The organism is Rubrivirga litoralis, from assembly GCF_031846415.1.
Taxonomy (GTDB): domain Bacteria; phylum Bacteroidota; class Rhodothermia; order Rhodothermales; family Rubricoccaceae; genus Rubrivirga; species Rubrivirga litoralis.
Window position 1 is genome coordinate 1 of record NZ_JAVRHT010000037.1, and the last position, 23,746, is coordinate 23,746.

Sequence of the window (23,746 nt, forward strand, 5' to 3'; positions counted from 1 at the left end):
CAGGGTACGAGGTACGGGAAACCGTTCTGGGCGAGCCGCCCCGCCCGCGTACCCCGTACCGTGTACCCCGTACCCTACGCGTCCGCCGAGGCGGGGCGGGGCGGGGTGGCGAGCGGGCCGCGGACGAGGAGCGCGCCGTCGCCGGACGACTCGTCGGCCGCCCCGCCCTCCGCGAGCGTCTCGGCCACGCCGGCGAGCGTCTCGGCGAGGGCCTCGCGGCGGACCGGCTTCGAGAGGTAGGCGTCCATGCCGGCGGCGAGCGCCGTCTCGCGGTCGCCGGCGAGCGCGTTGGCCGTCATGGCGACGATGTACGGCTGGCGCTCGGGCGGGAGCCGCTGGCGGATCTCGCACGTGGCCGTGAGCCCATCGACCTCGGGCATCTGGACGTCCATGAGCACCACGTCGTAGTCCACCGCCTCGGCCGCGGCGACGGCCTCGGCGCCGTTCGAGGCGACGTCGGCCGTGTAGCCCAGGCGGTCGAGCAGGCGGAGGGCCACCTTCTGGTTGACCACGTTGTCCTCGGCCAGCAGGATGCGGAGCGGGGCGGCGGGGAGCGGGGGCGGGGCGGCGGCCGCGGGGGGCGGGGCGGGGCGGGCGCGTACCTCGGTCGGCGTGGCCGCCTCGATCGCGCGGGTGATCGCGCGGTGGATCTGGGCCTGCCGCGCCGGCTTCGTGAGCCACACGGCGAACAGGCCGCTGTCGTCGGCCGCGTCGCCCAGCGAGCTGAGCATGACGAGCGGGGGCGGGGCGGCCGGGGCGTAGGCCTCGCGGAGGGCGTGGGCGACCGCGACGCCGTCCATCTCGGGCATGTGCATGTCGAGCACGACGGCGTCGAACGCGCGGCCCTCGGCCCGCGCGCGGTCGACGGCCGCGAGCGCCGCCGCCCCGCCGTCGGCGAGCACGACGGCGGCCCCGGTCCCGGCCAGCTGGAGCTCGGCCATCTGCCGGTTCGTCGCGTTGTCGTCGACGACGAGCACGCGGCGCCCGTCGAGCGCCTCGGTCGCCGCGACCGGGGGCGGGGCGTCCGATGGCCCGACGCGGACGGAGAACGAGAACGTCGAGCCCTCGCCGGGCACGCTCTCGAGGCCCACCGCCCCGCCCATGAGCTCGGCCAGCCGCTTCGAGATGGCCAGGCCCAGCCCGCTCCCCCCGTACTTCCGCGTCGTCGAGCTCTCGGCCTGCGTAAAGGCGCTGAACAGCCGGTCCTGGACCTCGGGCGGGATCCCGATGCCCGTGTCGCGGACGCCCACGCGGAGCTCGATGTCGCCGTCCTCGGCCGCCGCCGCCGTCACGGCCACCGTGATGCTCCCCTCGTGCGTGAACTTGGCGGCGTTCGAGAGGAAGTTGAGGAGGACCTGCCGGAACCGGGTCGCGTCGCCCTCGACCATGTCCGGCACCGACGTGTCGAGCAGGTACGCCAGGTCGACGCCCGACTCGCTCGCGCGCGTGGCGACAAGGTCGAGCGCGTCCTCGACCGCCTCGCGGACCGAGAACGGGTGCCGCTCCAGGACCACCCCGCCCGCCTCGATCTTCGAGAAGTCGAGGACATCGTTGATGATGGCGAGGAGCGCGTCGCCCGAGACGCGAACCGTTTCGAGGTAGTCGCGCTGGACCTCGTCGAGGTCGGTGTCGAGGAGGAGCCCCGTCATCCCAATCACGCCGTTCATGGGCGTGCGGATCTCGTGGCTCATGGTCGCCAGGAACTCGGCCTTCGCGCGGGCGGCGCACAAGGCCTCCTCGCGGGCGCAGTCGAGGTCGTCGTTGGTCGCCTCGAGCACGCGCTTCTGCTCCTCCAGCGCCGCCGTCCGCTCCTCGACGGCCGCCTCGAGCGTGGCCCGCCGGCGCTGGTGGCGCCGCGAGTTGGCGCGGGCGCCGAGCACGAGCCCGCCGAGCACGAGGAGCAGGCCGCCGGCCCGTGCCGCCGGGTGCTGCCACCACGGCGCGAGGACGGCGAACGCGAGCGGGGCGGTCGGCGCGCTCGCCCGCCCGTCCGACGTCACGGCGCGGACCGAGAACGCGTAGGAGCCGGGGGGGAGGTTGGCGTAGGTCGCCGTGTGCTCGGCGGTGGGCGGGCTCCAGCCGGCGTCGAACCCGTCCAGCCGGAACTGGTAGCGGACGCCCTCGGGGTCGTCGTACGAGACGGCCCCGAACTGGAGGGTCACGTGGTTCTGGTCGTGCGGGAGCCGGAGCCCGACCGGCAGCCCGTCGCCCCCCGCCCCGCCCGCGTAGGGCGCCCAGTCGCCGGCGCCCCGAAACAGGGCGAGGCCGGAGACGAACGCGCGGGGCGGGGTGGTCGCGGCGACGTCGGCGGCGGGGTCGTAGCGGACGGCGCCGGCGACGGTCCCGAACCACACGCGGCCCTCGTCGTCCTCGGAGAACGTGTTGGCATTGAGCTCGAGCGGAGTGAACCCCTCGGCGGCTCCGTAGAAGCGGTAGCCGAGGTCGGCGTCGGACGTGGGGCGGTCGACGCGGGCGAGCCCCCGGTTGGTGCCCACCCACAGCCGCCCCGCCCGGTCGACGTGGATGAGGTAGATGGCGGCGCCGGCGAGCCGCCCGGGCAGCCGGTCGCGCCGGACCGTCCCGTCGGGCCGGATGCGGATGAGGTCGCTGGCGACGGTCCCGATCCAGACGGTGCCGTCTCGGGCCACGCTCAGGAACTTGTGCCCGATGGGGACCCCGTCGGCCGCGCCAAACGCCCGGGTGGAGCCGTCGGGCGCGACAGCGATGACGTCTCGGGTGGAGGCGATCCAGACGGACCCATCGGGACCCTCAGCGAGCGAGACGATGCGGTCGCTCGCCGGATCGATCGTATCCAGCTCCAGGACCTCGGCGTCGTCGCCTCGTACGACGAAGAGCCCGTAGGTGTCGGCCCCAGCCCACACCTCCCCGTTCTTCCGCTGGAGGACCGTGATCACGTAGGCGTCGCTCGGGACGCCGGGCGTCCGGGTCACGACGCCGTCGCGGTAGCGGAGCAGCCCGCTTCCCGACCCGATCCACAAGCCGTCTGTGACGTCCGCCACGATCTGCGTGACGAGTTGAATGGGGGCGCCGCTGGATAGGCTCAGCTCCTCCGTCCCGTTCTGTCCGATCCGGTTCAGGCCGCGGTTGTGTCCCACGAGGACGCCGTCGCGGGCGGTGCCTGTGGCCCAGATGGAGTTGGTGGTCAGGCCGTGGTCGGTCGTGTAGGTCAGGAAGCGGTCTCGCCCGGCGTGGTGGCCGGCGTAGCGGAACGCCCCGCTCCCGTGCGTGCCGATCCAGAGGCCGCCCTCGTAGTCCGTCTGCAGGCGATGCACGCTGGCGTCGTCCACGCCGGCTTCGGGCGTCAAGCAGTCGGGCGGCCGGCCCGGTGGCCCAAGCCGGCACGGTCCGTTCGCGGTCCCCACCCACACGGCGCCGTCGGCGTCGAGGCCGAGGCTTTCCGCCCCGCCCAGGAGCCCCCGGGGTTCGACCGGGTACTGGGCTTCGACGCCGAACGTGGAGTCGAACGCAATCGCTCCCTTGCCTCCAGCGGCCACCCACAGCGACCCGTCCACCTCCAGGACGTCCGAGACCGGCTGATCGAGCGGGGCGGGGCGGTCGAGCACGCCGCGCTGGTAGCGGACGACTCCGGTGTCAGTCGCAAACCAGACGGCGCCGTCGTCGCCCGCCGAGATCGCCGTCGTGCGCCCGAGCGACGAGTCGGGGGCGGGGCGGACCGGCACGAGCGGGCCGCGGCCGTCGCGGCGGTACACGCCGTCTTCGGTCCCGGCCCACACCGCGCCGCCGATGACGCGGACGACGTGGGCGTGAGGGCGTAGGCCGCCGCGGAACGGGACCCGCTCGAATTGGCGTCCGTCGAACCGCACGACGCCTTCTTCGCCCAGAGCGAGCCAGAGGTCGCCTCGCACGTCGAGGGCGAGCGAGCGGACGTGGTTTGTCGGCAGCCCGTCCGTCACCGTGAACGACTCGAACTGGCGCCCGTCGAACCGGGCGACGCCGCCGTCGGTCGCAAACCACATCCGGCCGTGCTGGTCCTGCGCGAGGTCGTAGACGGTAGCCTGGGGGAGCCCCTCGGCCACGCTGTACGACGTGACGTGCCGGCGCTGCGCGGCAGCCGGGCGGGCGAGCCCGGCGGCGAGCACGGCCAGGACAAGGAGACGGAGGCCGATGTGGGGCATGCCGCGGGGGAGGACTCAGAGCGGTATCGGCCCCCAGGCGAAGGGGTTAAGCGGCCGCTGAGGACCCCGGCGCCGGCGCCGGCGTACCGGGTCGCACACCGCCCCGCCCCCCCATGCGCACGCTTCTCCCCGCCCTCGCCCTCTGTGTGGCGCTCGCTGTCCCCGCCGCCGCCCAGGAGCGGAGCACCGACGAGCCCCGGTCGAGCCCCAACGCCGTCGCCGGCCAGACCGTCGGGACCACCGACGTGGAGGTCACCTACGGCCGCCCGAGCGCCCGCGGCCGCGCGGTCTTCGGCGAGCTCGTCCCCTACGGCGAGGTCTGGCGGACCGGCGCGAACGAGGCCGCGACGTTCACGGCCTCCGACGACGTGATGGTCGAGGGCGAGCGGCTCCCGGCCGGCACCTACGCCCTGTTCACGGTCCCCGGCGAGGACGCCTGGACGATCATCTTCAACCGGACGCCCGCGCAGTGGGGCGCCTTCGACTACGACGAGGCCGAGGACGCGCTCCGCGTCCAGGTCGAGTCCGCCGAGGCCCCGATGCAGGAGCAGTTCGAGGTCCGCTTCGACGACACGACCGAGGACGCGACGACGATGCTCCTCCACTGGGACACCGTCGGCGTCCCGGTCCGCATCGCCGCCGAGTAGCGCCCGCCCCGCCCCAGCGCCTTCCGGCGCGTTCCGCCCCGCCCTCGCACGCGACGAGGGCGGGGCGGTCTGCGTTGCGGCGGACGTGCGGGCGGGGCGGCCTCGTCCACCCCGCCCTGCCCTTCTCTGGGAATGGAGGCGTTGGGTCCTGAGCGCGCGCGGCGCAACAGGTCCGCAACGGGGACCCGCCCACCGATCTACTGCCTCACTAGTTTGCCGGCCTAGGCGTCCCAGTCGGGCGCGAAGTCGGGGTTCGCTAGGCGGTGGTCCTTGGGGAGCGCGGCGATCCGCGCCCGGTCGTCGTCGGTGAGCGAGACGTCGAGGGCGCCCAGGTTGCCCTCGCGGTGCGACGCCGACGACGCCTTGGGGATCGCGACCACGCGATCCTGATCCAGGAGCCACGCGAGCGCGACCTGCGCCGCCGTCGCCCCGTGGGCCTCGCCGATCTCGCGGAGCGTCTCGTCGCTGACGGCCTCGCCCTGCGCCAGCGGGCTGTACGCCGTGAGCACCATGCCCCGGTCGCGGACCACGTCGAGCAGCGCGCTCTGGTCCAGGAACGGGTGGTACTCAACCTGGTCGGTCGCGAGCTCCGGCACGACGTCCAGCGCGCGACGGAGGAGGCCAGCCGGGTAGTTCGAGACGCCGACGAGCCGCGCCTTCCCTGCCTCGCGCACGGTGTCGAGGTCGCGGAGCATCTGGTCAAGCGGGACGCTGTCGTTGGGCCAGTGGAGCAGGAGGAGGTCGACGTGGTCGGTCCCCAGCTTCTCCAGGCTCTCGTCGACCGACGGCCCGAGCCGCCCCGCCCCCATCTGGTCGGTCCACACCTTGGTGGTCAGGAACACGTCGTCGCGGGGGACCGACGAGGCGGCGAGCGCCGCGCCGACCTCGGCCTCGTTGCCGTAGATCTGGGCCGTGTCGATGTGGCGGTAGCCCAGCGCGAGCGCGTGCTCGACGGCCTCGCGGGCCGCGTCGCCGGTGATCTGCCAGGTGCCGAACCCGAGGGCGGGGATGGACACGCCGTGGACATCGTAGTGGGTCATAAGGGGGCGGGGTGGGAGAGGGACCAGAGCACGCGGCCGCCCCGCCCGCGGTTCGCGGCGGGCGCCCCGGGGGCGGGGTGGGGCGCCTCCCGACGCCGGCGGAGACGGAACGGCGCGGGTCGGCGCCGGTATCCCCAAACCCCTCTCCAACCCCAACCTATCATGGCACAGATCATCGACCTCCGCGGCCTCCTCCTCCACGGCCTCAAGGACATGTACTACGCCGAGAAGCAGTCGAAAAAGGCGCTCTCGGACATGGCCGGCAAGGCCTCCAACGACGACCTCAAAAAGCAGCTCAAGGAGCACGGATCGCACTCGGACGAGCACCTCAAGCGGCTCGAGAAGGTGTTCGACATGCTCGGCGAGAAGGCTGAGGGCGTCACCTGCGAGGCCATGGACGGCATCCTCAAGGAGGCCCGCCACCTCATGGACGAGGTGAGCGACGACGCCACGCGCGACGCGGCCATCGTGTTCTCGGCCCAGGCCATCGACCACTACGAGATCACGCGCTACGGGAGCCTCGCGACCTTCGCCGAACGCCTCGGCCACCAGGAGGCGTCCGACCTGCTCGGCGACTCGCTCGGGGAGGAAGAGGAGGCGGACGAGCGGCTGTCGCAGTTGGCTGAGAGCGTTCTCAACCAGAAGGCGGCATAGAGCGTCCTTCGGGCGGGTACCGGGTACGAGGTACGCCACCCGCCCCGCCCGTAGTCTGCGCCCCGCGTCCTCGCGACGTGGGGCGCGCTGCGTTCGGGGAGCCGCCCCGCCCTCGGCGTCGGGCGGGGCGGTCTCTGCTGTTCGCCCTGAAGGCTATATGCGCCGCCCCGCCCGTACCGACGCTGCGCGGCGCCAAAAAGGGAGCCTCCGCGGACCACCCCGCCCGGCAGTGGCTACTCGACAAAGGAGCCGGGGACCGTACCTCGTACCCGGTACCCCGCACCCATTCGAGAGGCGCACCGCCCGAGCCGGGCGGGGTGGTCTGGCCGGCCGCCACCCCGCCCCCATCCCTCCATCTCAAGCGCGCGGAGCGCGCATCCCCCATCCCTCCTAAAACGGAATCGCCGCCTGGATGCGGTAGTACAGGTCGACGTCGTCGAACGCGATCGAGCCGTCCCAGACGTCGTCCAGCCGCCCCGCCGGGAGGGCGAGGCCGACGGCGTGGAGGATCTCGAAGCCGGCCACCGAGACCACGTTCTTGATCTCGGCGCCAACGCCCAGCCGCTTCACCCCGCCCCCAAAGTCGCTCCCCGACCACACGAGGCCGCCGTCGGCGAAGAGGGCCGGGGCCACCGGCCCGAGGCGGACGAGCCCGAGGAGCGTCGTGCTCAGGTCGAACAGGATGGGCGCCCGGTACTCGACCGACCCGAACAGCGCCCGCGTGCCGACCGCGTAGCTCCGGTAGCCGCGCACGCGCTCGGCGTCGTCGAGCGTGACGGCGCCGAGCAGCGGGATCTGCACGTCGACGTCGTCGAACCGCGACAGGCCCACGTAGTCCTGCGCCAGCTGGCTGCCCACGACGGCCGTGGCCCGGCCCTTCACGAAGAACCGCCCGACGCCGGGCGACGGCGACACCCAGTAGCCCAGCACGTCGGGGCGGAGGAACGCGCGGCCGCCGAGGGCGGGGAGGCCGGCCGTCAGCCGCGCGCGCAGGCCGGTCCCGTCGATGGGCGTGATCACGTTCCACCGATACGGCCGCTGGAACTTGTAGGCGGCCCCGACCTGGACGTCGAACCGGGTCCCCGCCTCGGGCACGCCCAGGCCCGTCGTTTCGAGGTCGCCGAACCGGCCGAAGTCGATGGGCTCGGCGTAGGCGTAGCGCACGCGGCCGCCGCCGAGCGTGGTCACGTAGGGCCGGTCGATCAGGTCGAGCGTCCACTCGGCGCCCACGTCCCCGCCCGTCAGGTCCTCGACGAGCACGCTCGACCCGTAGAACGACGACGGCGACGGGAAGCGGTACAGGTTGAGCGAGAGCGTCGGCGCGAGCTGCCGGTTCTGGTACGCGAGCAGGAGGAACGACTTGTCGATGGGCCGCGTGACCGAGATGCCGGCGAGCGCGGCGACCTGGTGCTTGCCCAGCGGCTCCAGGAGGAGCGTGTTGGCGAAGAAGCCGAAGTCGTCGTCGCTCGTGAACAGGTCGCCGTCCTCGCCGGGGTCGCCGTAGGGGAGCACGAGCGTGAGCGCGTGCGTGAGGTTCGCCCACGAGTTGTACCCGCCCCGCCCGCGGACGAGGCCGGGGTCCGGGGCGATCCGGTCGGGCACCTCGACCGGCGGCCGGTGCTCGGTCCACGCCGCGTAGGCCGGCGGCACGACGACCGAGTCGGACGCCACCGTCGGCCGCCGCGCGGCGTCGACCAGGAACACGCGGTCGCGCCGGGCCGACTCCGACGCGACGAGCACGAGCCGCCCCGCCGGGTGCAGGCTGTCCGGCGGCAGCCAGTCGTGGACCGTCGCGCCGTCGTAGAGGAAGGTGACACGCTCCTCGCTGCGCTCGGGGAGGGATGGGGGATGGAGGGACGGAGGGACGAGCGTCCCGCCCGCCCCGCCCCGCCCGGGCGGGGCGGGAGCCGCCCGGTCTGGCACCGGAGCGGGGCGGTCTGCGAGGTCGTCCATCCCCGATCCCTCCGCATCCCGTATCCCTCCCACAAACACGTTCGGCGCCCGGTCGCGGAGCGACGTGAAGGCGAGGGCGTCGCCGTCCGGGCTCCACACGGGCAGCCGGTCGTCGCGCTCCCAGGGCGGGGTGGTGGCGCCCGTCGGCAGCCGCTCCACGCGTCCCGTGGCCAGGTCGACCGTGGCGAGGTCGCGGCGGCCGTCGGCGTCGAAGAGCGCGAAGGCCACGCGGCGGCCGTCCGGGCTCCACCGGGCCGTTGTGATCTGGACGTCGCCCGTGAACGCCGTCAGCGGCCGCTCGGCGCCCGTCGCCAGGTCGAGCGCGTAGACGTTAGCCGTCCCGCCGCGGACGCCGACGAAGGCGAGGCGCCGGCCGTCGGGCGCGAACGACGGCGACGACGCGCGGCGGTCCGTCGTCAGCCGCTGCACGTCGCCCGACGCGACCTCGACGACGTACAGGTCGTCGACGAGCGAACCGTAGGCGCCGCGGCGGTTCCGCGAGAACGCGATGCGCGCGCCGTCGGGGCTCCACGAGATCGGCCCAGAGATGGCACCCTCGGCCAGGATGCGGAGGTTCGACGGCCGCCCCGCCCCGCCCGCCGTCGAGTCCCGCCCCGCCCCGCCCTCCGCGTCCGCCGAGTCGGGCGGGGCGGGGCGGTCGCGCTGCGGGCCGTCGCCGGCCGAGCCGTCGCGGGCGGGGCGGCCGTGGTCGAGCACGATGAGCCGGCGGACCGGCCGCGCCAGGCTGGGCAGCACGACGGCCGCCACCATGCTCGTGTCGGGGCTGAAGCGGACGTCGTAGGCCACCTGCCCCGGCAGCCCGTACGGCTCCGTGCTCAGCGAGTCCAGCCGCTCCATCTGCCCCGCCTGCGTGTTGTAGTACACGTTGACGTGCTTCCGCCACTCCTCGTTGAACGCGCCGTAGCTCTTGCCCACGACGGCCCGGAAGGCGGTCCGAAAGTCGTGGACGCGCGCGAGCCCCAGGGCCACGGGCGTCCGGTGGGCCAGGATCTTGGCGATCGTCGAGTCGCCGTAGGTCTGGGCGAGGTAGCGGACCTGGGAGTTGCCGACCGCGTAGCGGAGGCGGCCGGCGCTCGGGCTCGTCCCGTCGCTGTAGTTCAGGCGGTCCTCGAAGACGGCCGTGCGCAGCCAGCGGTCGCCGCGCTGGGCGTCCCACCGCTCGGTCTCGTACTGGGCCAAGCCCTCGGCCCAGAAGCTGGGGAGCGGGTCGCCGAAAAAGATGCCGAGCAGGCCCAGGTTCGACCGCACGGCCCGGTAGTGGACGATGTGGGCGAGCTCGTGGGCGATCACCTTGCGGAGCCACTTGACGTCGCCGGTCCAGACGGTCGCGAAGTCGTTGACGTGGACCCAGATGGCCGTGAACCCGCTCCGCCCGACGTTGTAGGCCACGCCGTTGGCGATCTCGTCCTCGTCGGTGAGGTAGAGCCGGATGGGCTCGTCGAAGTCGAGGGCGACCGAGTCCGGGCTGAGGTTCTGCGTGAGCGCGGCCAGCGACTCTTCGGCCACGGCGGCCGCGTCGACTTCGATGCCGGCGAGGCGGGCGGGGTAGACGATCTCGAAGTGCTCGGTCGTCGCGACCCGCCAGTCGATCTCAGGGTGGTTGCGGCCGTTGAACGCGCCGAACCCGACCTGGGCGGCGGCGGGGCCGGCCACGAGGGCGACCAGCAAGGCCACGAGGCCGGCGACGAGGCGGGACCCCGCGGGCGGGACTGTCAGCATGGGCGGGGCGTCCGGGGGGAGCGAATGACCGCGAGTCGGCGGGGCGAAGGTAGGGCGGCCGCAGCGGGCGGCGGGGCCGTCCGCCCCGCCCACAACGCGCCGCCCCGCCCGTCCGCGCCTGGGCGGGGCGGTCGGGGGCTGCCGGCCAGGACGCGCGGGCGGGGCGGCAGACGGACCGGGGAGGAGGCGTGCGAGAGCGGGCAAACAACCGTATCGCGCTGTGACAATCAGGTGTCACCGGGGATGCCTACCCTATGTACACGCGCGCGCGAGGCTCCGCCCCGCCCCTGTGAGTCGACCCAGCGCGCCCCTTCCCCAACCGCTCCCGTCATGCTCCGTCCCCTCCACTCCCGCCCCGCCCGCGTGCGGCCCGCCGGCGCGCAGTCTTCCCCCGATTGGGCCTCCGCACTCGCGGCCGGTCCGCACTACGAGCCGCCGTACCCGGGCGCCGTCCAGGACGAGCTCGCATGGCACCTCGTGAAGTACCTCCGCGACGACGCCGTGCTCCGCTCCGAAGTCGAGGTCGAGGTTCCGCCGGGGGCGGGCCACGGGCCGGCCTTTTTCACGCTCGACCTCGTCGTCGAGGTGCCTGTCGAGGGCGGGGCGGAGGGCGCGGTTCGCCGCGTGGCCTTCGAGACCGACTCGGGCCGCTCGCTCCGCGACCACGAGCGCCGCCTCCGCCGCGACGCCACGCTCCTGGCCCACGGCGCCGTCGACACGGTGTACCGGCTCCGCGGCTCGGACCTCCTCGGCCACATGGCCGACGTGCTCTACCTGGCCTCGCAGTGGGACGCCGACGTGTTCTCCGAGCGCGGCCGGATCAACCTCAAGACGCTCGCGAGCCCCGAGGCCCGCGCCCTCACCGTCCGCCCGGAGCAGCCCAGTGTGCTCGTGCCCTACGCGCTGGGCGGGGCGGACGAGGCCCCCGAGCGCCACCTGTGGCACGTCGCCAACGGTCAGGCCCCGCACGTCCTGGTCCGCCGCCTCGACCGCCGGTTCGAGAGCGTGTGGGGGCCGTACGCCGAGCGCCCGCTGCGGCGCGTCGAGCCCGCCCCGCTCCGCAAGGCGGGGTGACAGGTGGGCAGGAGAGAGACCCACCCCGCCCCACGGCTAGGGCGGGGTGGCGCCTCGTATCGATCCGCACCGGCCACCTGTGACACGTCGCTGACACCGCCCCGCCCTACGCTCCATCCACACCACCGTTCGTCCGTTATGCCCAGCCTCCGCGTCCACCCCCTCAGCCGCCGGCCGCAGCAGCGCCGCCTCGTCGTCGCCGTGCGCGGCGCGGCCGGCGCCGGCAAAAGCTGGTTCGCCGCGTCGCTCGCCGACGCCGGCCTCGGCCGGCTGTGCTACTTCGACACCGAGCGGAAGGCCCGCCTGCTGCCGGGCGCCGACGGCTCGGTCTTCGACGCCATCGAGGTCGAGCACCCCGACGAGCTGCTCCCGTTTATCGACTGGGCGCTCGGCGAGGGCCGCGAGGAGCAGGGCTACGGGTGCTACGCGCTGGACTCGTGGGCCATGTACTTCGGCCGGAAGCACCGGGCGACCGTCCAGGCCGCCCGCGAGCGGACCGGCGACCCGACCGCGCGGCCGTCGGCCGAGGAGCTCGAGGCCGATCAGGTCGTGCTCCAGGAGGTCCTCCGCCGCCTCTGCGTCGACTCCGGCGCGTGCGTCGTCATCACGGACCAGATCGGGGCGCGCGGGAAGGAGCAGCGCGAGGAGAACGAGATGGGCCGCGTGCTGCCCATGACCACGTCGGGGCTGGAGTACTTCGTCGACGTCATGCTCGAGCTCAACCTCCGCCAGGACGGGTTCGAGACGCGCCGCGTGGCGACGGTCGTGAAGTCGAACGCCCCCGACTTCCCGGTCGGCCTGGAGGTCGAGGGGCCGACGTTCGCCGACCTCCTGGGGCGGATGGGCGCCGGGCCGTCGCCCGCCCCGCTCCCCGCGAGCGTGGCCGACGTGCTCCCCGAGCTCCCCGAGCCCGGCCTCCCCGCCCCGGCCGGCCCGACCGTCGACGACCTGCTCGCCGAGGCCGAGGCGCTCGGGCTCGCCCGCGAGCAGGTGCTGCTCGCCGCCCGCCACTACTGCGGCGTCCAGGCCCTGGGCGAGCTCGCCCCCGACCAGACGGCCGACCTCCTCGATCGGATGCGCGCCCGCTACGCGCCGCAGGACGACACCCCCAGCGGGGACGGCGTAGCCAACGCCACGACGGCTGAACCAGAGGTGACCGTGTCGAAGCGCTCGCGGAAGAAGGCCGCCTGACCACCCCGCCCAGCACGCGGGCGGGGTGGGGTGGGGTGGGGTGGGGTGGGAAGCTATCCCGCAGCGTCGTGGCATGCGACGGCGTCACCCCGACGCAGGCGTGCCGACGTAGCGCCGCCGGTCCGCCCCGCCCACGACGCGGGCGGGGCGGTCGCCAGGGCGGGGCGGCCCGAGCGATCTTCCACCCCGCCCGCACCCGCCGGGCCGTGACGCGCGGCCCCCGACTCCCACCCCGCCCCTATGGCGAAAGCCCGCAAGACCGGCGCCTCCTTCGACGACCTCGCCACCGGCTTCCGGCACGGCCAGTTTGCCCCGCTCTACTTTTTCTACGGCGAGGAGGGGTGGTTCATGGACGAGCTCCAGCGGCTCGCCGTCGAGCACGCGCTCGCCCCGCACGAGCGCGACTTCAACCTGGACGTCGTGTTCGGGCCGGAGGCCAGTGCGCCGGCCGTGCTCGCGCAGTGCGCTCAGTACCCGATGATGGCCGAGCGGCGGCTCGTGGTCGTCCGCGGGTTCGAGAAGCTGGACGAGAACAGGCTGTTCAAGGGCTACGCCGAGGCCCCGAACCCGCACGCCGTCGTGGTCCTCCTGTGCCACGCCAAACCGAACACGTCGGCGCACCCGTACCGGGCGCTCAAGGCGGAGGCGGTGTGGGCCGAGTTCGCCCCGCTCAAAGACCGCCAGGTGCCCTCGTGGGTCGAGGAGCGGTTCCGCGCGCACCGCGTCGAGACCGAGGCGGGCGCGGCCCAGATGCTGGCCGAGCTGTCCGGCCCCGACCTCCGCTCGCTCGCCGCCGAGGTCGACAAGCTGGTCACGTTCGTCGGCGACCGCCGGCGCGTCGAGCGCGACGACGTGCTCCGCGCTGCCGGCCACAGCGCCGAGCAGAACCCGTTCGAGCTCCAGAACGCCCTCGCCGCTGGCGACACGCCGCGCGCACTCGCCATCGCCGACGCCCTGCTCGCGCAGGCCGGCAACCGGCGCGGCGAGGCCCTCAAGATCGTCGGGCTCCTCGCGTCCTACGTGACCAAACTGTGGAAGCTGACAGGGTGTCTCGCCGCAAACGTGCCCGAGCCGCAGTGGGCCGGACAGATCGGCGTGCCCCCGTTCTACGTCCGCGACTACGCCCAGGCCGCCCGCCGCTTCGGGCCGGACGCGCTCCGCCGCGCCTTCGAGGCGCTCCTGGCGGCCGACCTGGAGCTGAAAGGGGCCTCCCACCGCGACGAGCGCCTCATCCTCACGCTCGCGCTCCGCCGCGTGTCGGCTCCGTCGCGGTGAGGGCGGACCCAGCGGGCGGGGTGGGGAATTCCCCAACTCGGGCGTTCATCGTTGGAACAACGTCCGGGGGCACTATCCTTGCGTTTTGTTCCCGTGCTGACAATCCGGCCGCCCCGCCCCCTCAGGAGCGGGACATCCACCATCACCTCCCGGCCCTACATGCCCACACTGAAGAAGCAAACGTTCGCCAAGGCCGCCGCCCGCACCGTCACGCCGGCCTCGAAGAACCACGGCGTCCTGTCGCAGATGAACGACGAGGACCTGATGTCCCAGTTCCAGATGGGCACCGTGGAGGCGTTCGACATCCTCGTCAGCCGCTACCACGACCCGCTGACGAACTACATCTATCGGTTCCTGGGCGACCTCAAGGAGTGCGAGGACCTGCTTCAGGAGACGTTCCTCCGCGTCTACCGCAACCGGCACAGCTACCGCCGAATTGCCAAGTTCTCGACGTGGCTCTACACGATCGCCGGCAACCTCGCGCGCAGCGAGTACCGCAAGCGGAAGCGCCGCCGGCTCTACAGCCTCCAGTCGGTCAACCGCGACGACGAGGAGTACGAGGTCGAGATCCCCGATGAGACGTTCCTCCCGGACAAGCACGCCGAGGGGACCATCCAGGACCGCTACATCCAGGACGCGCTCGCCCAGATCCCGGAGGAGTTCCGCGAGGTCGTCGTGCTCCGCGACGTGCAGCAGCTGGCCTACGAGGAGATCGCCGACATCACGGGCCTCCCGATGGGCACGGTCAAGAGCCGGATCAACCGCGGCCGGACCAAGCTCCAGGGCATCCTGAAGGAGGTCTACACGCCGGAGGAGGACTAGAGAGTGAGGAGTCGTGGGTGACGGGTGACGAGCCCGGACCGCCCCGCCCCAACCGAGCGCGGCTCCCACGACGGGGGCCGCGCTTTTTTTATCCGCCCCGCCCGCGTCGTCGGGCGGGGCGGGGTGGTGCCGAGGTCCGCGCCGTCTTCGCACCGGGCGCCCTTGCCGGGGCGGGGCGGGGCGGGCTACCTTTGCCGTCCCGCCGGAGCGGTTCCGGCGCGCGGGTCCTTAGCTCAGGGGTTTAGAGCGCTCGCCTCACACGCGAGAGGTCGATGGTTCAAATCCATCAGGACCCACCCCGCCCAGCGACGACGAGGGCGGGGCGGTGGACGTGCGGCGAGGGAGCCGCCCCACCCCAGAAGGCCGCGCGAGCGGGGCGGCCGCTAGGCCAGCCCCTCGGTCTCGGCCCACGCCCGGAGCCCGTCGATGGCCTCCGGCGACAGCGTCGGCACGGTCACGCCGACCTCGACGTAGAGGTCACCCGTGCCGCGGTCCGAGGCCACGCCCTGGCCGCGCACGCGAAGCCGCGCGCCCGGCTGCGTCCCCGGCTTGATCGTCAGGCGGACCGTCTTGCCCGTCGCCGTCTCGACCTCGCGCGTGGTCCCGAGCAGCGCCTCGACGGCCGTGACCGAGACCGACGTCGTGAGGTCGTCGCCGTCGCGGCTGAACCGGGCGCTCGGCGCCACCTGGAACGTGACGAACAGGTCGCCCGGCTCGCCCCGCCCGCCCGGCGCCGCCTCGCCCCGCCCGGACAGCTTGATCTTGAACCCGTCGCGGACCCCCTTCGGGACCGTGATGCGGACCGTGTCGCCGGTCGGCGTGCGGAACTCTCGGGGGCCGCCGGCGAGCGCCTCGCCGAAGCTCAGGCGCAGCGAGGCGTTGACGTCGCGGCCGCCGCGGTACTGCGGCTCGCCGCCGCCTCCGCCGCCGAAAAACTGGTCGAAGATGCCGCCCAGTCCGCCCCCGCCGCTAAACACGAAGTCGTCCTGGCTGCCCCCGAACGAGCCCGGCCCGGCACCCGTCGCGTCGACGCGGACGTAGGTGCCGTCGGGCGTTCGGTAGTAGCGGCCGTCGCCGCCCGGCGCCCCGGCGAACCCCTCGAACGGGTTGCCCTCGAAGCGGCCGCCGTACGGGTCGCGGCGGGCGCGGTCGTACGTCTTCCGCTTGGCCTCGTCGCCCAGCGTGTCGTAGGCCTCCTGGACCTCCTTGAACCGCTCCTCAGCCGCCGCGTCGCCCGCGTTCCGGTCGGGGTGGTACTGCTGGGCCAGCTTGCGGTAGGCCTTTTTGACCTCTTTGGCGGAGGCGTCTTCGTCGACGCCGAGGACGGCGTAGTAATCGGGAGCGGGCAACGGGTCGGGGGCAGGTCGAAGGGGGCGGAGGTCGAACGCGGGAGGAGGCTCCCCCTGTTCCAGCGCCGCCCCGCTCAGCGTCCCGGTCCGTTCCCGAATCGAGCACCCGGGGCGGGGCGGACCCAGTGCGGCCGCCCCGCCCCCGCGGGCGGAACAGAGCGGGGCGGGGCGGTCGGCCGCGACGCGAGGGCGGGGCGGAACGCGGAGCGGGAGAGGCGCCTATCTAGAGCACCCTTCGGGTCGGTACGGGGTACGGCCCCAGAGGCTTTCAGGCAGCGTACCCCGTACCCTGTACTCCGTACCGATCCCCGCCCCGCCCGTGCTCGTCCTCGTCCCCACGCCCGTCGGCAACCTCGAAGACGTCACGCTCCGGGCGCTCCGCGTGCTCCGCGAGGCCGACCTCGTGCTCTGCGAGGACACGCGGACGACCGGGCGCCTTTTCCAGGAGTACGGGATCGACACGCCGCGCCAGAGCTTCCACGTCCACAACGAGCACGCCCGCGCGCCCGCCGTCGTGGAGCGGATGCGGGGCGGGGCGGTCGTGGCGCTCGTGAGCGACGCCGGGACGCCGGGCGTGTCCGACCCGGGCTTCCTCCTCGTCCGCGCCGCCGCCGAGGCCGGCGTGCGCGTCGAGGCGCTGCCCGGGCCGACGGCGTTCGTGCCGGCCCTCGTCGCGAGCGGCCTCCCGACGGACCGCTTCGCGTTCGAGGGCTTCCTTCCCCACAAAAAGGGCCGCCAGACGCGGCTGAAGGCGCTCGCCGACGAGCCGCGGACGGTCGTCCTCTACGAGAGCCCGCACCGGCTCGTGAAGCTCCTGGGCCAGCTCGCCGAGGTATGCGGGGCGGACCGCCCCGCCGCCGTCGCCCGCGAGATCTCGAAGATCCACGAGGAGGTCCGCCGCGGGACGCTGGCCGAGTTGGGCGCGCACTACGGCGCGCAGGCGAAGGTGCGGGGCGAGATCGTTGTCGTAGTCGGAGGAGCCCCCGCGCCCTGAGCCCCACGTTATGACCCGCTTTCTCTCGCTCGCCCTCGTCGCCGGACTCGCCGCCGGAGCGGCCGCTGCGCAGGTGCCGCCGGGCCACGCGACGACCTCGCCGATCCGCCCCGAGGACTACCCCGAGCGCATCACCGCCGACGACCTGACCACCCCGCCCGCAGACCGGACGGTGACCGAGGAGGTCGTGCAGCGGACGATCGAGCGCGACGGCGTCCACGTCGTCCACTTTTGGGCGCCGTGGTGCGGCAACTCGCAGACCGAGTTCGAGACCGGGTGGTACGAGGTCATCGAGGAGCACCCCGACGTCACGTTCACGTTCGTGACCATCTGGAACGACGGACGCGACGGGGCCGACGAACTCCGCCGCTACGGCATCCCCGACTCGGCCACGATCCTCGCCCAGCCGGACCGCGGCCCGAGCGCCAACCCCGACGCGCGCCGCCGCACGTTCCTCGGCCTCCCGCTCTCGTGGACGCCCTCGACCTGGATCTTCAACCGCGGCGGGCAGCTGGCGACAGCGTTCAACTACGGCGAGGTCTCGGCCGACATGCTGGAGGACGCCATCGAACACGCCCAAGCCGACTGGACCCATGACTGACGATTCCACGACGGCCGCCGACGCCGCGCTCCGTGAGACGATCCAGAGCGAAGGCGTCCACGTCGTCCACGTGTGGGCGCCGTGGTGCGACAACTCACTAAACGAGCTGGCGCCCGTCTGGGCCGGCGTCGTTCCCGGCCGCGCGGCGTCGGTCACGCACGTCGCCGTGTGGTCCGACGGCGACGACGGCGCCGACGTCCTCCGCGAGTATGACGTCGAGGTCGGGGGGCGGGGCGGGGCGGTGCTCGCCGTGCCCGGCCCCAAGCCCGCCCCGCCCGAGCGCCGGCTGACGCTCTTGGGCCTGCCGGTCACGTGGATCCCGACGACGTGGGTGTTCAACCGCGGCGGCCTCCTCGCGACGGCGTTCAACTACGGCGAGGTCTCGGCCGACGCGCTCGCGGCCGCCATCGACGGCGCGGGGCGGAGCTGGTAGCCACCCCGCCCGAGCGCAGCAACGTGGAGCGAGGCGGTGCAGGACCGTGGGCGGGGCGGTCTACTTGGCGCCCATCTTCGACTCCGTCCCGTTCAGGAGCCGCCGCACGTTGGCCCGGTGCGTCCACACGATGAACGCCGGCACGACGGTCGCGAAGATCCAGACCGGCGGCGGGCTCTCGATGCCCAGCCCGAAGTGGAGCGCGAGGAGCGAGAGCGGGAGCGACACAGCGGCGAGGATCGAGCCCAGCGAGACGTAGCGCGTGAGCGCCATCACGACGGCGAACACGACGGCCGCCAGCCCGACGGCGACCGGCGCGAGGCCGGTCAGCATGCCGGCGCCTGTCGCCACGCCCTTGCCGCCCTTCCACGACCCGAAAAAGAGGCGGCCCCAGACCGTGAACACGTGGCCCAGCATGGCGGCCGTCCCCGCGATCGTCGCCACCCAGGCCGCGGCGAGGGCGGGGCGGGAGCCCAGCCACCCCGCTCCGACGACGGCGTCGAGGTCGGCCAAGCGCGCGACGAGGGCGACGGCGGCGAGCCCCTTGCCGAAGTCGAGGAGGAACACGAGGAGGCCCGGCCCCTTACCTAGCACGCGGAGCGCGTTCGTGGCCCCGGCGTTCCCGCTCCCGTGCTGTCGGAGGTCGACGCCGAGCGCCCGCCCGACGACGAGGCTGAACGGGATGGCCCCGAGTAAATAGCTGATGGCGACGACGAGGACGAGCGAGGTCACAGGGCAGGTGTGAAGGGCGGGCGGCGCTCAAGATAGAGGCTCGTGAAGGGGGCTCCCGATGTGGAGGGCCGGTGGCGGGCGGCCCAAGGCCGAGTTAAGGGAGGCCCAAGAGACGACGAGACCGGGGCCGTGGAGGCGCCGCCCCGCCCGCCGCCGCTATCCTTGCGCCCGCACCCGGACCCTCTGGTCCTTCGGCTGTTTCGTCCCCCACTCTGCGTGTGATCCGTCTCCTCCTGCTGGCCGTTCTCTTCGCCGCGGCCCCCGCCCTCGCCCAGTCGTCTGGACCCATTGCTCCGGGCGGAGCGCGCGCCGAAGCCCAGCGGTCCCAGGCGAAAAGGGGCGTGGCCAGCTACTACGCCGCCTCGCTCCACGGCCGGCGCACGGCCAACGGCGAGCGCTACAACCGGACGGCGCTGACGGCGGCCCACCGGACGCTCCCCTTCGGGACGCTCCTCCGCGTGACCGCCCCCCGGACGGGGAAGGCCGTGCTCGTGCGCGTCAACGACCGTGGGCCGTTCACGGGCGGCCGCGTGCTCGACCTCTCGGGCGCCGCCGCCGACCGGCTCCGCATGCGCCAGCGGGGCACGCTCCGCGTCCGCTACGAGGTCGTCGACCCGGACGCGCTGCCGAGCCGGCAGGCGCCGCCGGCCCCAAAGGTCCGCCACCTGTAGGCGGGCGGGGCGGCCACCCCGCCCTCGCCGCAGGGCGCCCGGGCGGGGCGGTCTAGGCGCCGTCGAGCACCACCTTGAGCGACACGTCGAGGGCGCGGACCGAGTGCGTGAGGGCGCCGGTCGAGACGAAGTCGACGCCGGTCCGGGCGACGGCCCCGACCGTGTCGAGCGTCACGTTCCCGGACGCCTCGGTCTGGATCCGGCCGCCCACGCGCTCGACGGCCGCCGCGAGCGGCGCCGTATCGACGCCGCCCTCGGGGGCGGGGCGGGCAAAGTTGTCGAGCAGCACGCGGTCGACGCGGAGGCCGTCGGCGTGGGCGGCGAGCACGGCGTCGACCTCGTCGAGGGTCCGGGCCTCGATCTCGACCGGCACGTCGCGGCCGGTCTCGCGGAGGTGCCGGTCGACGGCCTCGGCGGCCGCCCGCACCCCGCCCGCCGCCGCCACGTGGTTGTCTTTGACCAGGACCATGTCGTAGAGCCCGGTCCGGTGGTTGGCCGCGCCCCCTAAGCGAACGGCCCACTTGTCGAGCGCCCGCAGGCCGGGCGCCGTCTTCCGCGTGTCGAGGACCGTCGCGGGGCGGGCCGCCTCGGCAAAGCGGGCGGCCGCCGTCGCCACCCCGCCCATCCGCTGCATGAGGTTGAGGGCCAGCCGCTCGGCGACGAGGATCGACCGCGCGCGGCCCGTTACCTCGCCGAACACGGTGCCCGCCTCCAGAGGGTCACCGTCGGCCGCCGTCCACGCGACGGCGAGGTCGGGGTCGACGGCCTCGAACACGCGCTCGGCGACGGCGAGGCCGGCCACGACGCCGTCTTCTTTGAGGAGGAACCGGGCCGTCGCGCGCGTGCCCGCGGGGATCGTCGCCTCGGTCGTCACGTCGCCGTCGCCCACGTCTTCGGCGAGCGCGCGGTCGAGGAGGGCGGGGAGGTCGCGGGCGACGTCGGGGGGGAGCGGGAGCATGGGTCAGGGGGCGAGCTCGGCGGCGATGGGGTCGACCACGCGGGCCGGCATCGGCCCCCACGCCTCGAATCCGGGGACCTCGGCGCCCACGATCTGCTCGGCCGAGCGGCCGGCGGCGAGCGCCTGCGCGACCGCCTCGCGGGCCGCCCCGAGAAAGTCGCGCATGACGAGGAGCTCGGACCGCCCGCCCGTCACCGGGTAGCCCTCGCCGGCGTGGCCGAAGACGAACACGGTGTCGTCGGAGAACGCTCCGTGCGTCGCTTCGAGCACGTCGATCCACCCCGCCACCGAGGCCCCGGCGCCGGCGTCGATAAACGGCTGGCGGCGGTTGAACACGAGGTCGCCCATGTGCACCACGTCGGCCCGCTCGAAGTGGACAACTGAGTCGCCGCACGTGTGGGCGGGGCCGAGGTAGCGGAGCGCGACGACCTCCCCGCCCACCTCGGCGCTCCACGTCCGGGCGTACGTCTCGGACGGGTAGCGCTGGGCGTCGTACGTCCCCCGCTGGACGGCCGCCGCGCGCTGGAGGCCCGGGACCGCCTCGTGCGCGACGTGGATGTCCGCGACCGGCGCGAGCACGGCGTTGCCCGCCGTGTGGTCGCCGTGGTGGTGCGTGTTGACGAGCAGGTCGAGCCCGCGCGCCGACCCGTCGCGGAGGCCGGCGAGGAACGCCTCGGCCGACTCCGGGAACTGGGCGTCGACGGCGACGAGCGCGTCCGGCGTCTGGAGGTACCCGATCGTCCCGCCCCGCCCGCTGAAAAAGCCGACGCCCCGGCGGATGGGCGTGAACTCGGCGCGGCGGGCGGGGCGGACGGCGGCCCGCAGCGCCGGCGCGGCGAGCGGGAGGCCGGCGGCGGCGACCGACGTGCGGGCGAGAAACTGGCGGCGGCTGAGGGGCATCGGGCGGGGCGGGGCAGCGGGGCGGACGGCGGCAACCCCGAACGCAGACGCGCGGATCCGGGCGGGGCGGCTACGGGCGGGGCGGGGCCGCGTGTGCTCTCCTCGCAGGCGGAGCCCCGCCCCCCGTAGCCCGTACCTCCCCGCCCCGCCCCCGACCGCATGAGCCTGATCTCCCGCCCCGCCCGCCTCGTCGGCGGCCTCGTCCTCGCGCTCCTCGCGCCGGCCGCCGCCGCCCAGACGGCCGACTCGGCCGCCGCCCCGCCCGAGCGCCCGACGGTCGGGCTGGTCCTCTCGGGCGGGGCGGCCAAGGGGCTCGCCCACGTCGGGGCGATCCGCGCCATCGAGGCGGCCGGCGTGCCGGTCGACCTCGTCACGGGCACGAGCATGGGGGCCATCGTCGGCGGCCTCTACGCGGCCGGGTACCCGACCGACTCGCTGGAGGCCATCGTCGAGGGGCGCGACTGGATCGGCCTGTTCGACGACGCCGTCGACCGGCGGCTGGTGGCGCCCGAGGCCCGCGTGGGCGGGGGGGGCGTTCTGGTCTCGCTCCCCATCGAGGGCGGCTCGCTCGGGCTCCCGTCCGGGCTCGTCGCGGGGCAGAACGTGTTCGAGCTGCTCACGAGTCTCCTGTGGCCAGTCCAGGACGTCCAGGACTTTACCCAGCTCCCGCGCCCGTTCGCCGCCGTCGTCGTCGACGTCGAGACCGGCGAGCCGCGGCGGCTGACCTCGGGGTACCTCCCGCTCGCGATCCGCGCGAGCATGTCGCTGCCGAGCCTGTTCACGCCCGTCGCCATCGACGGCCGCCGCTACATCGACGGCGGCGTGGCCCGGAACCTCCCGGCCGAGGACGCGCTCGCGCTCGGCGCCGACGTGCTCGTGTGCGTCGACGTGTCGAGGGTGATCGACGAGGCGACCGACGGTCTCGACTCGTTTTTCGACGTGCTCGTCCACGCCGCGTTCTACCAGTCGGAGCAGAGCCTGGGCGATCAGAAGGCGCTGTGCGACGTGCTCATCGAGCCCGAGACCGAGGGGCTCTCGTCGTTCTCGTTCGACGCCGGAGCCGAGTGGATCGCCCGCGGAGTGGCGGCGGCCGAGGCCAAACGGGCCGAGCTCGACGCGCTCGCCAACCGGGTCGGCCGCGCCGCCGCCGCCCCGCCCACCGCGCCCGCCGCGCGCACGTTCCGGGCCGACACCGTCGCCGTCGTGGGCGTGGAGGCGGGCGGGGAGGCCGAGAAGCTCGTCCGCCGCCGCCTGGGGCTGACCTTCCCGGCCGACCTCACGGCCGCCGACGCCGAGGCGGCGGTCCGGCGCGTCTACGCATCTGGCGCCTTCGACATCATCACCTACCGCGTCGTCGGCGCCGCGTCCGACAGCGCGGCCGTCGTGAGCGGGGCGGCCGTCCCCACGCTCGTCCTCGACGTCCGGCGGTCGAACGGGGACCGCCTCGGGTTCGGGTTCCGCTACGACACGGTGTACGACGCGGCGCTCTTGTTCTCGCTCCAGCTCCGCGACCTCGTCCAGTTCGGGAGCACGACGCGGCTGGACGCCCGGCTGGGCGAGCAGGTGCAGCTCCAGGGCGGCTACTTTACGCGCCTGGGGATCGACGAGCCCCTGTCGGTCGCGGCCCAGGCCGGCTACGTCAGCGTGCCGGTCCCCGTCTTTACTGGGGCTGTCCGGCCGACGGCGCAGGGCCGGCTCGACGTGGTCTCGGCGTCGGTGCTCGGCGGGCCGATCCTGCTCGACGCCATACTCACCGGCGTCGGGCCGAACGTCGCCTACGTCCGCGACGCGCCCGACGTGGCGCCCGAGGGCGTCGAGGGCACGTCCTGGACGTACGCGTCGGCCTCGGCGTTCGCGGCGGTCGATGACCGGGACCGGGAGGCGTTCCCGTCGCGGGGCGTCCGGGCGCTGGCCACGGCCGAATGGGCGCCCGGCGTGGGCGCGTCGTTCCGCCACGTGTCGGCCGACGCCGAGCTGTGGGTGCCGCTCGCGCGCGGGCTCAGCGTCGGCGCCCGCGCCGCGGCCACGCGCGCCTGGGGCGAGGATCTGCCCGCCGACCGGCTCTCGTTCCTGGGTGGGGCGGTGGTGCCGTCGCTCTTACCCGGCCGCTTTTTCCCGCTCTACGGGACGGAGCGGCTCGAGCTCGCCGGCCGGGCCAGCCAACTCGCCGCGGTCAGCGTCCAGTTCGAGGTTGTCGACGAGGTCTTTGCGCGCGTGACCGCGAACGCCGGCCGCGCCGGCGATTCGTGGTCGCTCGACACGGACGACGTCCGCGGCGGCGTTGGCGCCCAACTCGGTGTGGTCACGCTGGCCGGCCCGGCCTCGCTCACAGTCGCCACCGACTTCGACGGCGTGCCGCAGGTCGTCTTCTCCGTCGGCCGCTCGTTCTAGAGCACCCTTTGGGTGGGTACGGGGTACCGGGTACGAGGCACGGTCCGATCCGACCTCGACGCGCGCGTACCTCGTACCGAGTACCCTGTACCTCCCTGCATATTGCTCTAGCCGCCACCCCGCCCGCGCAGCACGGGCGGGGCGGGGCGGGGCGGTTTCGCGGC

18 protein-coding genes and 1 tRNA gene are annotated in these 23,746 nt (G+C 74.1%); 12 read left to right on the top strand and 7 right to left on the bottom strand.

The window, feature by feature from the left end; genetic code table 11:
• Positions 1-74 precede the first annotated feature (74 nt).
• On the bottom strand, positions 75-4,157 hold the full coding sequence (locus RM540_RS13435; RefSeq protein WP_311664958.1) for a response regulator: 4,083 nt from the start codon (positions 4,155-4,157) through the stop codon (positions 75-77).
• Positions 4,158-4,270: 113 nt separating this feature from the next.
• Here RM540_RS13435 and RM540_RS13440 point away from each other — a divergent pair, with 113 nt between their 5' ends.
• A complete protein-coding gene (locus tag RM540_RS13440; protein WP_311664960.1) occupies positions 4,271-4,804 on the top strand; it encodes a DUF2911 domain-containing protein in 534 nt (177 codons plus the stop codon).
• Between the two features lie 221 nt (positions 4,805-5,025).
• On the opposite strand, the gene RM540_RS13445 is transcribed toward RM540_RS13440, so the two are convergent.
• The gene (locus RM540_RS13445; RefSeq protein ID WP_311664961.1) at positions 5,026-5,844 is read right to left on the bottom strand and encodes an aldo/keto reductase; all 819 of its coding nucleotides are present in this window, start codon (positions 5,842-5,844) and stop codon (positions 5,026-5,028) included.
• Between the two features lie 162 nt (positions 5,845-6,006).
• Here RM540_RS13445 and RM540_RS13450 point away from each other — a divergent pair, with 162 nt between their 5' ends.
• Positions 6,007-6,498, top strand: a complete 492-nt coding sequence (locus RM540_RS13450) for a YciE/YciF ferroxidase family protein (RefSeq protein ID WP_311664964.1) — start codon at positions 6,007-6,009, stop codon at positions 6,496-6,498.
• 390 nt (positions 6,499-6,888) lie between these two features.
• Here RM540_RS13450 and RM540_RS13455 read toward each other — a convergent pair whose 3' ends face one another.
• The gene (locus tag RM540_RS13455; RefSeq protein ID WP_311664966.1) at positions 6,889-10,191 is read right to left on the bottom strand and encodes a hypothetical protein; all 3,303 of its coding nucleotides are present in this window, start codon (positions 10,189-10,191) and stop codon (positions 6,889-6,891) included.
• A 330-nt stretch (positions 10,192-10,521) separates the two neighbouring features.
• Between RM540_RS13455 and RM540_RS13460 the strand changes: the two genes are divergently transcribed.
• The 5 genes from RM540_RS13460 to RM540_RS13480 all read left to right on the top strand — a co-directional run bounded on the left by RM540_RS13460 (position 10,522) and on the right by RM540_RS13480 (position 14,849).
• The gene (locus RM540_RS13460) at positions 10,522-11,265 is read left to right on the top strand and encodes a hypothetical protein (protein ID WP_311664968.1); all 744 of its coding nucleotides are present in this window, start codon (positions 10,522-10,524) and stop codon (positions 11,263-11,265) included.
• A 138-nt stretch (positions 11,266-11,403) separates the two neighbouring features.
• On the top strand, positions 11,404-12,456 hold the full coding sequence (locus tag RM540_RS13465) for a DEAD/DEAH box helicase family protein (protein ID WP_311664970.1): 1,053 nt from the start codon (positions 11,404-11,406) through the stop codon (positions 12,454-12,456).
• 240 nt (positions 12,457-12,696) lie between these two features.
• Positions 12,697-13,731, top strand: coding sequence for a DNA polymerase III subunit delta (gene holA / locus RM540_RS13470; RefSeq protein WP_311664972.1), 1,035 nt, complete (start codon positions 12,697-12,699; stop codon positions 13,729-13,731).
• A 246-nt stretch (positions 13,732-13,977) separates the two neighbouring features.
• Positions 13,978-14,553, top strand: coding sequence for an RNA polymerase sigma factor (locus RM540_RS13475; RefSeq protein WP_349256329.1), 576 nt, complete (start codon positions 13,978-13,980; stop codon positions 14,551-14,553).
• Positions 14,554-14,775: 222 nt separating this feature from the next.
• Positions 14,776-14,849, top strand: a tRNA-Val gene (locus RM540_RS13480).
• A gap of 87 nt (positions 14,850-14,936) precedes the next feature.
• On the opposite strand, the gene RM540_RS13485 is transcribed toward RM540_RS13480, so the two are convergent.
• Positions 14,937-15,902, bottom strand: a complete 966-nt coding sequence (locus RM540_RS13485; protein ID WP_311664976.1) for a DnaJ C-terminal domain-containing protein — start codon at positions 15,900-15,902, stop codon at positions 14,937-14,939.
• Between the two features lie 319 nt (positions 15,903-16,221).
• Between RM540_RS13485 and rsmI the strand changes: the two genes are divergently transcribed.
• The 3 genes from rsmI to RM540_RS13500 are packed head-to-tail and all read left to right on the top strand — an operon-like array spanning position 16,222 to position 17,930.
• A complete protein-coding gene (gene rsmI / locus RM540_RS13490; RefSeq protein WP_311664978.1) occupies positions 16,222-16,896 on the top strand; it encodes a 16S rRNA (cytidine(1402)-2'-O)-methyltransferase in 675 nt (224 codons plus the stop codon).
• 10 nt (positions 16,897-16,906) lie between these two features.
• Positions 16,907-17,497, top strand: a complete 591-nt coding sequence (locus RM540_RS13495) for a TlpA family protein disulfide reductase (protein ID WP_311664980.1) — start codon at positions 16,907-16,909, stop codon at positions 17,495-17,497.
• The gene (locus RM540_RS13500) at positions 17,490-17,930 is read left to right on the top strand and encodes a TlpA family protein disulfide reductase (protein WP_311664983.1); all 441 of its coding nucleotides are present in this window, start codon (positions 17,490-17,492) and stop codon (positions 17,928-17,930) included. Before RM540_RS13495 ends, RM540_RS13500 begins: the two co-directional genes overlap by 8 nt.
• A gap of 60 nt (positions 17,931-17,990) precedes the next feature.
• On the opposite strand, the gene plsY is transcribed toward RM540_RS13500, so the two are convergent.
• Complete coding sequence (gene plsY, locus RM540_RS13505) at positions 17,991-18,662, bottom strand: glycerol-3-phosphate 1-O-acyltransferase PlsY (protein WP_311664985.1); 672 nt, start codon at positions 18,660-18,662, stop codon at positions 17,991-17,993.
• Between the two features lie 218 nt (positions 18,663-18,880).
• Here plsY and RM540_RS13510 point away from each other — a divergent pair, with 218 nt between their 5' ends.
• On the top strand, positions 18,881-19,333 hold the full coding sequence (locus RM540_RS13510; RefSeq protein WP_311664987.1) for a septal ring lytic transglycosylase RlpA family protein: 453 nt from the start codon (positions 18,881-18,883) through the stop codon (positions 19,331-19,333).
• A 52-nt stretch (positions 19,334-19,385) separates the two neighbouring features.
• Here RM540_RS13510 and nadC read toward each other — a convergent pair whose 3' ends face one another.
• Positions 19,386-20,291 (bottom strand): carboxylating nicotinate-nucleotide diphosphorylase, encoded by a 906-nt coding sequence (gene nadC / locus RM540_RS13515; protein ID WP_311664989.1) that lies wholly within the window; start codon positions 20,289-20,291, stop codon positions 19,386-19,388.
• Positions 20,292-20,294: 3 nt separating this feature from the next.
• Positions 20,295-21,191, bottom strand: a complete 897-nt coding sequence (locus tag RM540_RS13520) for an MBL fold metallo-hydrolase (RefSeq protein ID WP_311664991.1) — start codon at positions 21,189-21,191, stop codon at positions 20,295-20,297.
• Positions 21,192-21,350: 159 nt separating this feature from the next.
• Here RM540_RS13520 and RM540_RS13525 point away from each other — a divergent pair, with 159 nt between their 5' ends.
• Positions 21,351-23,582 carry a patatin-like phospholipase family protein gene (locus RM540_RS13525; protein ID WP_311664993.1) on the top strand — a complete coding sequence of 744 codons (2,232 nt, stop codon included), beginning with the start codon at positions 21,351-21,353 and terminating at the stop codon, positions 23,580-23,582.
• Positions 23,583-23,746: the final 164 nt, after the last annotated feature.